This window comes from Methylocystis sp. (assembly GCF_051061285.1).
GTDB lineage: Bacteria > Pseudomonadota > Alphaproteobacteria > Rhizobiales > Beijerinckiaceae > Methylocystis.
Map to the genome: position 1 here is coordinate 18,113 of NZ_JBPFEA010000041.1, position 12,090 is coordinate 30,202.

Consider the following 12,090-nt stretch of genomic DNA (forward strand, 5'->3'; position numbering starts at 1 on the left):
CATCTCTCCTATGGGGTCAGCCTCCTCAATCCCGGATCTCGTTCTGAATTGAAAAGATATCGTAGGGAGGATCGTTTTCCGTATTGGCGTAGCCTAATGGCTGCGCGTCCATACTCCCGTGTGATGCGCCGGAACGGCGACTAATCTGGCCGATGTCGCCCCCATAGACATGGATGACAATGGATGTCCGATCATCCAGCACGTTGCAAAGCTCGAAGACCTCCCCGCTCGCGGACGAGCGGGCCTCCACGGCGCGCGCTTGCAATAGACGGGACGCGCCGGCCTGCGCGCTCTTCGTCGCAGAAGCATCGAATTGCTGGCGGCTGATTGCGCCGCGCAATACGCCCGCAATCTCCCAAACCGAAGGCTGAGAGAGTGTCACGCGGGCGCCGCCCGACAAAATTGTGCTCACGACGGAGAACCGCTCGAGCCCGTCGCGATAAATCTGGAATTGCTGGCCTCCGGCGGGTTTTGGGACGGCGAAGACCGTTGGCAGCCAATCGTCAGCCGTGAAGAGCCGGGCCATGAGATCGCGGCCGATCAGCAAGATCTCCCGCTCACTTTCGGCGAGTTCGACCATGGACTGAATGTCCCAGATGAATCGCCGCAGCGCGGGGGGAACAGGGTCTCGCCCGACGACCCGAAAATTTGGATCAGCCGCATTTATCTCGATCATGATGTTGAACCGTCCGCGATTTGAGGGAATGCGCGCGCTCGAGCAAAGCGCTTCGCTGAGGCCGCGCCGAGAGGCGCCGACGGTGTTCTCGCCGGATTTGGCGGCGCGTCCGCGTCAGTGAGGCGGAGGCAAACGACTCGCGCGCTCATCGTTCCTCCTGCGCGCAAACCATATCGATGCAGGATACCGCCGCATCGATATCGCATTCCTCAACTGTGAGCGGAGGAAACAAACCAAGGACCGACCCCATGGCGCGGGTGAGGAGCCCGTGCTCGGCCAGCTCCGCGCGCATGGGCTCCGCGTCTCCCGCGAGCGTTAGCGCCTGCATCAGGCCAAGGCCGCTCAAGCTCATAAAGGCTGCTCGACGCCGATAAAACAACGCGGACAGCTGGTCTTCGAGATACCAGCTTCGGTTCTGCACGCGTTCCTGAAAGCCTGGCGTCGACAGAGCGTCCATAAGGGCGTGGCCGGCCAGAAGCGCGGCCCCGTCGACCAGCGGCGAGCCGCCAAACGCCCCTCGCGCCAGTCTTTGCGTAACGACGAGCGCGGCCAGCGGCGGGGCGTCTGCAGGCGAATGACTGGCGACCATCAGGTCCGGGGTGACGCCTGTCCATTCGTGCGCCCAAAGCATGCCTGAGCGGCCGAGGCCGCAAGAGGTTTCGTCGAAACCGAGCAGGAGCCCATATTCGTCTGCGGTCTCGCGCAGCCGGGCGAGCACGCTTCCTGGGACGACCTCAAAACCGGCTTGCGTCCTAACCGGCGCGATCAGAATTGCCGCGGTCCTCACGTCGACTTCCGCCTGCACTGCGGCGTGATCGTCCGTTCGGAGAGTGACGATCTCGTCGTCGCCCTCAAGGCCAGGCGGAAGGCTGGCCGTTGCATCAGCAGGCCCGACGCAGACAATGAACCGTCGGCGCTTGGGGCGACCGACGAGGCGATGGTAACGCCGGACCATTTCGACGGCGGCACGCCAGGCGTCGCACTCGGAGGGACGCAAAAACACGCGGTCGCCAAAAGAAACGGGCGAAATCTTCGCGCATAAAGCATCCGAAAGCGCCGCGGCCTCCGCCGCTGATTGCGGCGAACCTATTGGCGCGTTCGTGCCTGACGCTGAAGAATTCTCAAGAAAGAAGAGCGATGAGCCGGAAAAGTCGAGCGGCGCGGCCGCGACCAATGTGTCGCCGGTGACGGCGGGTTTGATGGGCGCGTTAGGCTCGCTCGGCGAATCTGAGAATGTGGCTGACATGTTGCTTTGAGCTCGCCATTGGTCGCCGCTCAGATGAGCTCGGGCAAGCGTGGCGTTTCAGGCGCCGTGTTCGATGAGGTCAGGGAGTCTTTTGGCAAGAGAGTTCAACACGCTCTGCGAGCCTTTGAGCATGATCTCGTAGACCGCGTCCGCCGTGGCGGCGGCGTCGATTCCGTCCTGGATAAAAACAAAATGCGTGCCGCCGTTCGGCGACTGCGAGATCGTCCACGTAACTGTCGTGTCGATATATCGGCCAAAACCCTTGAGCTCGTCGTCGCCGCCCGACCAGCTGAAACGCAACATGGAGCCAGGCTCCACAGCGAGAACCTGGCATTTGAACTCGCCGTCCCAGCGCTCGATCGGACGACTCCAGATCGTGAACTTGTGGCCGACGACCGGCTCAACGTCATTTGGAAAGAACCAAACGGCGAGCCATTCGGAATCTGTCATCGCGCGCCAAACGGCCTCGATCGGATGTTCGAGGTCCTTCTCCGTCGTGAGGCTGCGTGTGTGTGTAGCGTCAAGCACCGAGTCCTGCTCCCGTTACCGTCTAACAAGCAAGGCTCAAGCCAAGACGCCGCGGCGCGGAATTCGACATCAAGCGATTGTCTCATTCTAAGCGCGGGCGCGCGCGGACCTTTGGCTTCGAACATGCATGGCTCATGGTCCAGCTCTTGTGAACGCTTTTGTACAAAAAGGCGAAGCGCGGGGTCGGTCTATCCATGAGCGCTGCGTATGACGGACAAAGAGGAATGGGTCGTCTGGAACGGCTCGATGGGAATATTGGATATGGCGGCCATCGGCGATATCCAACATGACGAGAGCGGCAGGAAGGCGTCTCTGGCGCCGCCCTATGGCGTCGTGGGGCCGTTCAGCCTCGACGAACTTGAAACGCTGGGCCGGATCGCCTTTGGCGAATGTCTCGTTATGTCGCGCCAGCGATGGCAGGAAGATCAGCTCAATCTGCGTCTCGAGGCGCGAGAAAAGCGCCGCACGCTATTGTTTCGGGCGGATATCGACGATGACCAGGAACATCGCGAAATTTTAGGGCTGCCGTTCGAGGGCCTGCTCAATCTGTCCGAGATCAACGCCGCTTTCCGGCAGTTGGCCAAGACCGCGCATCCCGACGCCGGCGGCAGCGACGAACAGTACCGTCGTATCGTCGAGGCGCGCGACGCGCTGCTCAAGCACCTCGCGATGACGGGTTGATGTCATGATGACCAGCCCGGGCCAGGACCCGGCCGCCAATCTGAGATCGAGACGCGGCGGCTGCCGCTTTGTGAAATGGCGTTGGCAATCTGCGTGATTTGCTGCCGTCGTTTGGCTTCGAGGTTGAGATCCCGGATTCCTATTTCGAGTGCGTGCGCGACCCTTCTCAATATAGCGCTGGCACAGGCCAGAATTCTTGAGCTTCGCGAGTGACGGATGATCACTCCAGGCATGGGCTAGACTGCTAATTTTTAGCGAGAGCACAGTCCACAAGGAACATCTGAGCCTGCGAAAGGTTTTAATGCTCGTGAGAGCTAGGCCCGGGCTCGGCTTTCCATGGCGTCCGCCGCGATTGCGGCCGCCTCCCGACTAGGAGGAATTCATGAACTGGGACACTGTTGAAGGCAACTGGAAGAAGTTCACCGGAAACGTGAAGGAGCAATGGGGCAAGCTCACCGATGATGACATTGCGCGCATCAACGGGAACCGCGAGCAGCTCGAAGGCATGATCCAGGAGCGCTACGGCGTCGCCAAGGACAAGGCGAAGGAGCAGGTCGACAGCTGGATGTCGCGCCACTAGCTCCAGCGCATCATTGCAAAAGGCCGGCGAGAGACCCTCGCCGGCGTTTTCATTTTCAAATGCGACGCGAGCAATGTGTCCAGCAATTCGAGTCCGCATTCGAAGGGCCGGAACATCTGGCTTGGCGCCGAGGTTTTATAGACGCGTCCTCAAGACGAAGGCCTATCGATGAAGAAAACTGTTCGCCCGTTCACCGTCGAATACCGACCGAAACGCGGCAGGTCGCGCACGGTGCGAGGCGGCGTTGCATTCCGCTTTACGGTTCGAGAAGCCGAACGGATGTCCGCGGGCAAAGACATGCGCGGTGAACTCTCCGCGTGGCGGTCGCTGTTCAAGCAGGAGGCGCGATCGCTATGACTGCCGCTTCTCCGAAACTCGACCGTAGACAAGGCAAGAGAGCGCTGCTTCGGCGCTCGATGAGCGAGGCGCTCGCAAAGCGCTTCTCGCTTTTATATCTCGACTTGATCATGAAACCGGCGCCCGAGGACCTCAAAGGTCTCCTCATCAAATTGGACTTCGCGGATCGTCCGAACGAGACGCACTGAGAATTGTTCCCGCCCATCTCGTTCACTCGGCCGCGCTTACCTGGCTAAGCTCTTCCAGCAGGGCGAGCATGTCGTCCGGCAGCGGCTCCGAAGCAATATCGGAAAATTGGCGTCTAAGCTGCTCACCGAGCCGCCTCACGCTCGGCTCCAAGTCAACCGCATCGCGTGTGTATCGATTTCCTCGCATTGTCGTCACTGTCAGTCTCGCTCGGTTTTCATGTGGCGGCATGAGCAGCTCTCCACACGGGGAATGAAGCGCCGATTCGAAATTCTGTTCCGACAATGCTCCAAATTTTTTAAGGAATAGAAAAGCTTAGCCGCAAAGAAGGGTTGTGGAGAACTCCAAACTAATCTCCACAAGCTTCAGTCGCAGCTGAGTTCGTCTTGGCGGCGGGTCGGAAAGCCTGCGGCGATCGAACCGCATCAGACCGCCGCCGTGATCAAGCCGCGCTATTTTTTGCCGACGCGAAATTGCACGGGCACTTCGAAGGTCAGTCCCTCGTCCGCGATCACCGGCGGCGGCGGCGGGACCGGGTCGGCCCGCTTCATCATCGCCAGCGCAGCTTCGTCGAAGAGCGGATGTCCCGCAGAACGTTTGATGCTGTAGCTGACGACATGGCCACGCCTGTCGAGCGTGAAGGAAACGCTGGCTTCGGCGGATCGACGACCGGCGCCGCCCGGATAGCGCTTGTGTCGGTTGAGATGCGAGAGCAAGGCCTTTTGCCACGTGAGCTTCACGGCGTTGGCGACGGCGTCGGCCCCCTGAACAGGCGCTACTGGCCTGTCGGATTGTCGGTCGGCGTCAGACTTGGGCGGCGCGGTCGCCTCTGAAGCGGCTGACTCAGCCGAGACGACCGGCTGCGCCTGATGCGTCTTTTCCTCCTCGATCGGCTTCTCCGGCCGGACGTTGTGCGTGAGCTCGGCGTCTTCGGATTCGGCGTGGGTGATCCGCTCTTCATTCGTCTCCTTCGCCTCTGATGCGGCGACCGAAGGCGCGGCGGCGGCCGCTTCGTCTGAGAGGGGTCCGGGCGGCAAATCCGCCGCCTCAGCGTCGCGCGGCGCGGCGGGCTCGAGAGACAATTCGATTGCCGGCGCGCCGGACGCGTTCTCGTCGAGATCGCCCCGCAAGGTCACCAGCGCGGCGACGGCGCCGCCAACGTGCAGAAACAGGGCGAGGGCGACTGCGGCGCCCCAAAGCTTGCCGTTCGATTGCGGCTTCTGAAGAGCGGCGGCGGCGCTCATTGCGGCGCCTGCTCCTTGCCGCCGGCGTCGAGCGCGACGAGCGCGACGCGCAAATAGCCGCCGGCGCGCAGACGCTCCAAGATCGCCATCATCTCGCCATAGGGCACGCTGGAGTCGGCCCGCAAATAAATGCGTTTCGACTTATCGCCCAGGAGCCCGTCGAGCGCCGAAACGAGATCGTTGCGTTTGACGGGCGTCTCGCCCAGGGCGAGCGCGAGGTCGCCCTGGATCGTCACGTAAATCGGCTTGTCAGGTTTTTCATGCGGCGCGGCGTTGGAAGCCGGGAGATCGACCGGAAGATCGACGGTGGCGAGGGGGGCCGCCACCATGAAGATGATGAGCAGCACGAGCATCACGTCGATGAACGGCGTAACGTTGATTTCGTGCGTTTCCTGAAGATCGCTTTTGAGATGAACGGCCATGATCTACTCCGCCGCATGAATCTTGTTTGAGGCGGCATGTCCGGCGCGATCGAGATCGCGCGAGACGATGCGAAGCAATTCGCCGGAGAGATTAGAAACGAGCTCGAGATAGGCCGTCGCCTGGCGCGCAAGATGATTATAGATGAGCACCGCCGGGATGGCGGCGAAGAGCCCGATCGCCGTTGCGAGCAGCGCTTCGGCGATGCCGGGCGCGACGACGGCCAGATTGGTGGTCTGCGCTTTGGAAATGCCGATGAAGCTGTTCATAATGCCCCAGACGGTGCCGAACAGTCCGATGAAGGGCCCCGTCGATCCGACGGAGGCGAGCAGTCCGGTGCCCCGCTTGATCGAAAGCGCTTCGGCGCGCTCGATTTCCGCGAAGCTCGCTGCAATGCGCTCCTTGACGCCCGGCGCCGCAAGAATATCGGACGAAAGCTTCATTTCCCGCGTCGCCTCGCCAAGCAGCGCCTGCGTCAAACGGTCGCCGCCGCCAAGCGCCAGCCGCGCCTCGGAGAGGCCGCGCGCTTCGGAGAGGCGGCGTATCGCCGTCATCACGCGCTCGCGCGACCGCTTCAGTTCGATTGTTTTGGCGATGAGGATCGTCCATGTCGCGACGGACGCCAGCAACAAACCGACCATTACGAACTTCACGACGATGTCGGCGTTGACGAACATCGTCCACACCGAAAGATCATGAGGCTTGGTGGCCGCAATCGCTGCGTCGAGCGCTGGCGACCCCGGTGCGGCTGCGACGCTCTGCGCAGCGAGAAGCGCAATGATTGAGATCACGAGAAACTGCAAATGACGTTTCATGCTTCAGCCCATGTTCGGATCAGATTGTGATAAACGCCCGACAATTTGACGCAGGCAGGATCGCCGGCGCCCAGCCGAGTCGTCAGGGATTGGATGGCCTGGTCGAGATCGAAGAGCAAAGCGCGCGCCACGTTGTCACGAATCATGCTCTGCATCCAAAAAAACGAGGCGATGCGCTCACCACGCGTGACGCCTTTGACAAGATGAAGACTCGTCGAAGGATAAAGCACGAGATCGCCTGCGGGAAGTTTCACTTCCTGCTGCCCGACCCGATCCTCGATCACAAGCTCGCCGCCGTCATACTCGTCGGCCTCCGAGAGGAACAGCGTGCAAGAAAGATCCGTGCGAATGCGAATTGGCGTTCCGGGAATGCCGCGGATCGCATTGTCGACGTGCAATCCGAAATCGTGCCCAACGCCATAGCGATTGAAGAGCGGCGGAAAAATCTTGTGCGGCAGCGCCGCGGAGACGAACATCGACGACTGCGCAAGCGCCTCGAGCACATGTTCGCCAAGTTCGCGCGCGGCTTCGCCGGCTTGCGGCAGTTGAAGATTGTTCTTCACCAGAGAAGACTGCGAACCAGCGGTCGCGCGGCCATCCTCCCACGCCGCCCGGTCCATGGCCGCGCGGAAAAAGGCCACCTGCTGCTTGGAAAGAACTTCGGGTATGCAAATAAGCATCAGCGCTATGCTTCTCCCCAGTAGCGGATGAGATTGTGGTAGACGGTCACCAGCTTGCGCAAATCCGGATCGTCTGCGCCCACGCGCGGCGCGAGCTCCTGTATCGATTCGTCGAGATCGCAAACGAGGCTGCGCGCCTCGTCGGCGCGGATCATGCTTTGCAGCCACAAAAATGAGGCGAGACGTAGGCCGCCGGTGACCGGCGTCACCATATGCAGACTGCCGGCCGAATAAAGAATGAGATCGCCCGCCGGCGGCTTGAATCGCCTCGATCCGTAGACGTCCTCAACGATCAGTTCGCCGCCCTCATATTCGTCAGGATCGGAAAGAAGCACAGTCGCGGCGAGATCAACGCGGATACGCGCGCCGGTCATGGCGTCGCCGCGTATGGCGTTGTCGACATGCGGATCGAAATGGTCGCCGACGCAATAGCGGTTGAACAATGGCGGATAGATGCGCAGCGGAACAGCCGTTGAAACAAAAGCGGGATTGGCAAGCAGCGCCGACAGCAGCCGCTTGCCGAGCGCGCGCGAGAGTTCGGAATCAGGCGGCAGTTGCTGATTGCGCTTCAGATCGCCGGCGTTCGCGCCGGCGGTCGAGGCGCCGTCCTCCCACTCCGCCTGCGTCATCGCCTGGCGGAGAAGGTCCACCTCCCTCTTCTCGAGCGCGCCTTCGATGTGAGCAAGCATCTTTTGCGATCCCTAAAACAAGACGCGCGTTTCGAGATAAACGGCGCGGCCGGGCGCCATTTGCGCGAAGGGCGCCGCGGACTGATAGAAGGCGTCGTAAAAGGTCCGGTTAAAGAGATTGTTGACCGAGAATTTCATGGTGATGTTCTCACCAATCTTGCTCTCCGCAAAAATATCGAAACGCCAGTAAGAAGGCAGCTCCGTCGGAACGTTCAAGACGGTATTAGCGGCTGTCGGCCAGCCATACGCATTGAACGACGGAGAGCCATTGGCGACGAGGTTGCTGCCGCCGTAGACTTTCGAGCGATAGATCGACTGGCCGCCGATTTCGAGCATGTCCGGCGCAAGCCCGAGCAGTTCGCCGGCCTTATACTTCGAGAGCAGGCTGAAGGACTGATGCGCGATATTGGCGAGCGGCAGGCCGATGTTGGTTCGCACATAGGAACTCGTCACTTGCGATTCCATCAGCACGATGCCGCCAAGGATCATCCATTTGTCGGTGATATTGCCTGCCGCCTCAAGGTCGATGCCGTCGACGAAATAGGACGCGTTGCCGGTGGTCACGCCGGAATTCACTTCTCGGGCGCCCGTCACGTCGGTCCGGAAGAAGGCGGCGGTCGCCAGCAGATGCCGGTCGAACAGCTCCCATTTCAAACCGACCTCCGCCGCCTTATTGAGTTGCGGAGCAAAGATTTGCGCCGCCGCGTTCAAGCCGCCGTAATTCGCCGCGCTACCGTCAAGCTCGGCGCCGACGGGCGTCGACGAGGTGGCGTAAGCGGCATAGGCGCTGACGTTCGGCAGCGGTTTGAAGACGACCCCGGCGTTGTAGTTCACCATGGTCGAGTGGCTCTGAGCAAAGGTCGGCTGGATAACGCCGCCCGAGACCGTGTAACCTGTCTCACTGCGGCTGCTGATATTGTAATCGTCGGCGCGCACGCCACCATTGACCAATACGACATCCTGATAATTCGCCGTTTCGATCAGATAACCGGACTTCGTATCAACTGCTATGCGTACCGGATTGTTTGAGAGATAGGGCTGACTATAGAAGGGCAGATAGGTCGGTGGAAGAAATATATTTCCGACAATCCTATTGCTGTTGGGGTTCGCGCTGAAGACTTCCGATTGCAGCCCCGTGTAAGTGTTGCGCGTGACGCCTTCCCGAGCGAACTCGACGCCGGCGACGAGGGCGTGCTTGACCGGCCCCGTTTCGAACTTGATCGTTGCTTCGGTCTGCTCGTCGAAAACAGCCGTCGACTGATGACGGCTTTGCGGGTTGAGGTTCAATGTGGCGTTAAAAACGCCAGGGAAGAACAGACTCGGACTCTCAGGGAGCGTGCCGATATAGTCGAGCATCGAGCGTCCCTGCCGAAGCCGGGCGTTGAACGTCAAATTCTCATTATAGCGATATTCGGCCGTATAGGTCCCAAAATTCTGCACCGCCGTCTGTTTGTCGCGGCCGAGGAATCCATACCATGTGTCGCGCGACACCAAACCCTCCGTGAATGGACGGTTCCAGATGCGATTGTAAGGCACGCCAAAATCCGGCAGGCCATTCAGATAGACATGCGTATATTCGGCTGTCAGCTTCAAGTTTTCGACTGGCTTGAAGACGACCGAGCCCGACACGCCATTGCGATCATCGGTGACGAAGCCGCGTCCTGCGACATTCGAGCCTTGATAAAGAGCGTTGACGCGCACCGCGAGGATCGGGCTGATCGCCTTGTTGACGTCGAGCGTCACCCGCTTCATGTGGTCGGAAAAACCGCCAATCGTTTTAAGGTCTGTGAAGTCGCGATCGGTCGCCTGTTTGGTGACGATGTTGATCGCGCCGCCCGCCGTGCCGCGCCCGGCGAATGTCGATCCCGGTCCGCGCAGAATTTCGACTTGCTCAGTATAGAAGTTCTCACGAATGCTGACCCCTGGATCGCGAATGCCGTCGACGAAAATATCATTGCGCACGTCGAAACCGCGGAGGAAGAAGCGATCGCCGAAGGCGTTGCCGCCTTCGCCGGTGCCCAGCGTCACGCCCGCCGTGCTGCGGCCGATTTCGCGCAGGGAGAAAGCGTTCTTGTCGTCGAGCACTTCCTTGGTCAGCACTGTGATCGTGCGCGGCGTGTTGAGCACCGGCTCGGTGAATTTCGGCGAAGACAGGCGGTCGACCTTATAGGGCGCAACCGGATCGGCGTAAGGATTGGCGTTGGGCGCGGTAGCGAAGATCGGAAGGCCTCCGTTCCCTGCGCCTTGGCCGCCGGCGCTTGAAGCGCCCGGCGCGCCGGGCCGCTGCCCCGAGGCCTGATTGGCGGCCGCATGACGCGCCGGATGCGTCTGAGCGGCGGCGATGGGCTTGGGTTTCGCCGGCGCCGCCGCGCGCGGCTTCTCCTTCGGCGCATCGACTTTAACGGGCGGCAGCGTCGTCGAAGCGGACTGCGCCAGAGCCGAAGCGCTGACGCTCGACGCAAGCGCCGCAGCAACGCTCAGCGCCTTCACCGACGTCAGCTCTCCAGCACGAGTCCGCGGAAGCGACCGAGTCAGCATTCGTAGAGAAATTGGAGATTTTACGTCGCTCATCGGGAACCGCCACAGGGGGTTATGCGTTGTCTACTTTCGCGTCGTGCGAAGAAGTTGATCGAAGCTAAATTTCGCGGCGGTCACGGTCAACTGTCGAAACGTTTGAATGGAAGTATTGTAATCTGTATAGTTTCAGACACATACAACAATTTTTTTGACGATTGTTGTCTTTCTGCCACACGTCTAGTTTGGAAACGTTTTAATTCCAAACTACCTGGCGCTACTTTGAGGGAGAATATTGTGTTCATGGCGCCGAAAGGCGCAGAGGGTCGCGCTGTGAGGCGCGGCGGGAGGCTTTGTCGGTTTGGCTGATCTGGCCGTTGGCGTGAGCCCGCAAAATTGAAGCGGCCATTGCTGCTGACAGCTATGCGACGGTTGCCATCCGGTTGGGAAGCCATAGCGATCGCGCCGCCTCGCGGCGCTCCACGGCACGCGACTTGCTTTCAGCATCGTGAGTCAATCACCGCGCGAGGCTGCCATGCAGATCGGCGTAAAGGTGACGAAAGTCATCGAACGCAGGCGCGTTTTTGTCGTGGACGACAATGAAACCTTTCGCGCGGCGATCGAGTTCATGCTCCACGACGAATATGAGGCGCATGAACTCGCGAGCGCGACCGAAACGCTCGCAAAAGCGGAGCAGATAAGGCCCGACGTACTAGTGCTTGCCGAAGGCGTCATCCGCGTCAACGGCTTGGATCTCATTCAGGAGTTTCTGGCGCGCGTTCCCAAAACCAAAATCGTCGTCATCGTCGATCAGATTTCGAGCGGATTCGGCCAGGAGTGCGTCGCCGCGGGCGCACACGGCTTTCTGGCGAAGCCGCTGCGGAGTGAACTGCTGTGCGATAAGGTCGACGCGCTGCTGAGCGCCCGGAAAAAGGCCGTCACAATCCCGCGGACCGTTCTGAACATGCGTTAGCGCCGGAACAGCCGCCACTCGAGATTTATTGCAGGGAGGTCGCCATGGAGCCCGCCATTCCGCCGATAGAGGACGGCGCCGAACGCGACAAGTTAGAGATCGCGATCGACGATTGCGTGCGTCGGTTCTACGCGAAGGGCGCCGAAGATCCGCTGTTGGCTCCGATCTTTGCGACGATCGACGGTCTCGACCAGCATATGGGGATCGTCGCGAATTTCTGGTCCAGGACCTTGCTCGGCACGGAGCGCTATCAGGGCCAGCCTTTCGCCGCGCATATCAATTTGCCGATCGAGCCTCAGCATTTTACGCGCTGGCTCGAACTCTTTAGCGAAAGCGCCAATGAAGCGCTGCCGAAGACGCAGAGCTATAGCGGAATCTGGGTGATGACGGCGTGAGGCAGGCGGCGTAACGGGGTTGGTGACCAAACCTGCCCGAACCTCCCGAAGGAGCGTTACGCCATGTCCGAGGATAAAGTTCTTCCCTTCCGTCAGAAAGACGAAA

At 60.5% G+C, this 12,090-nt stretch carries 14 protein-coding genes; 4 read left to right on the forward strand and 10 right to left on the reverse strand.

The window, feature by feature from the left end; all coding sequences use genetic code 11:
• Nucleotides 1–25 precede the first annotated feature (25 nt).
• From ACR65T_RS15110 to ACR65T_RS15120, 3 genes are all read right to left on the reverse strand, one after another.
• The gene (locus ACR65T_RS15110; RefSeq protein ID WP_434497266.1) at nt 26–676 is read right to left on the reverse strand and encodes a hypothetical protein; all 651 of its coding nucleotides are present in this window, start codon (nt 674–676) and stop codon (nt 26–28) included.
• 145 nt (nt 677–821) lie between these two features.
• On the reverse strand, nt 822–1,922 hold the full coding sequence (locus ACR65T_RS15115) for an aminotransferase class III-fold pyridoxal phosphate-dependent enzyme (protein WP_434497267.1): 1,101 nt from the start codon (nt 1,920–1,922) through the stop codon (nt 822–824).
• Nucleotides 1,923–1,979: 57 nt separating this feature from the next.
• The gene (locus ACR65T_RS15120) at nt 1,980–2,450 is read right to left on the reverse strand and encodes an SRPBCC family protein (RefSeq protein WP_434497268.1); all 471 of its coding nucleotides are present in this window, start codon (nt 2,448–2,450) and stop codon (nt 1,980–1,982) included.
• A 207-nt stretch (nt 2,451–2,657) separates the two neighbouring features.
• Here ACR65T_RS15120 and ACR65T_RS15125 point away from each other — a divergent pair, with 207 nt between their 5' ends.
• Together ACR65T_RS15125 and ACR65T_RS15130 are read left to right on the forward strand one after the other, a co-directional pair.
• On the forward strand, nt 2,658–3,131 hold the full coding sequence (locus tag ACR65T_RS15125) for a J domain-containing protein (protein WP_434497269.1): 474 nt from the start codon (nt 2,658–2,660) through the stop codon (nt 3,129–3,131).
• Between the two features lie 382 nt (nt 3,132–3,513).
• A complete protein-coding gene (locus ACR65T_RS15130) occupies nt 3,514–3,711 on the forward strand; it encodes a CsbD family protein (RefSeq protein ID WP_434497270.1) in 198 nt (65 codons plus the stop codon).
• A gap of 567 nt (nt 3,712–4,278) precedes the next feature.
• Here ACR65T_RS15130 and ACR65T_RS15135 read toward each other — a convergent pair.
• From ACR65T_RS15135 to ACR65T_RS15165, 7 genes are all read right to left on the reverse strand, one after another.
• Nucleotides 4,279–4,485, reverse strand: a complete 207-nt coding sequence (locus ACR65T_RS15135) for a NepR family anti-sigma factor (protein WP_434497271.1) — start codon at nt 4,483–4,485, stop codon at nt 4,279–4,281.
• Between the two features lie 221 nt (nt 4,486–4,706).
• A complete protein-coding gene (locus tag ACR65T_RS15140) occupies nt 4,707–5,498 on the reverse strand; it encodes an energy transducer TonB (protein WP_434497272.1) in 792 nt (263 codons plus the stop codon).
• Nucleotides 5,495–5,920: a TonB system transport protein ExbD gene (gene exbD, locus ACR65T_RS15145; RefSeq protein ID WP_014892074.1), complete on the reverse strand. Its 426-nt coding sequence runs from the start codon at nt 5,918–5,920 to the stop codon at nt 5,495–5,497. The genes ACR65T_RS15140 and exbD overlap by 4 nt, the downstream gene beginning before the upstream one ends.
• Nucleotides 5,921–5,923: 3 nt before the next feature.
• Nucleotides 5,924–6,733: a tonB-system energizer ExbB gene (gene exbB, locus ACR65T_RS15150; RefSeq protein WP_434497273.1), complete on the reverse strand. Its 810-nt coding sequence runs from the start codon at nt 6,731–6,733 to the stop codon at nt 5,924–5,926.
• Nucleotides 6,730–7,413 carry a Fe2+-dependent dioxygenase gene (locus ACR65T_RS15155; RefSeq protein ID WP_434497274.1) on the reverse strand — a complete coding sequence of 228 codons (684 nt, stop codon included), beginning with the start codon at nt 7,411–7,413 and terminating at the stop codon, nt 6,730–6,732. The genes exbB and ACR65T_RS15155 overlap by 4 nt, the downstream gene beginning before the upstream one ends.
• Before the next feature lie 5 nt (nt 7,414–7,418).
• Entirely contained in the window at nt 7,419–8,102 is a 684-nt protein-coding gene (locus ACR65T_RS15160; RefSeq protein WP_434497275.1) for a Fe2+-dependent dioxygenase, read from the reverse strand.
• 12 nt (nt 8,103–8,114) lie between these two features.
• Nucleotides 8,115–10,673 carry a TonB-dependent receptor domain-containing protein gene (locus tag ACR65T_RS15165; RefSeq protein ID WP_434497276.1) on the reverse strand — a complete coding sequence of 853 codons (2,559 nt, stop codon included), beginning with the start codon at nt 10,671–10,673 and terminating at the stop codon, nt 8,115–8,117.
• 478 nt (nt 10,674–11,151) lie between these two features.
• On the opposite strand from ACR65T_RS15165, the gene ACR65T_RS15170 reads away from it, so the two are divergent.
• Nucleotides 11,152–11,589 carry a response regulator gene (locus ACR65T_RS15170; RefSeq protein ID WP_434497277.1) on the forward strand — a complete coding sequence of 146 codons (438 nt, stop codon included), beginning with the start codon at nt 11,152–11,154 and terminating at the stop codon, nt 11,587–11,589.
• Between the two features lie 44 nt (nt 11,590–11,633).
• Nucleotides 11,634–11,984 (forward strand): group III truncated hemoglobin, encoded by a 351-nt coding sequence (locus tag ACR65T_RS15175; RefSeq protein WP_434497279.1) that lies wholly within the window; start codon nt 11,634–11,636, stop codon nt 11,982–11,984.
• Nucleotides 11,985–12,090: the final 106 nt, after the last annotated feature.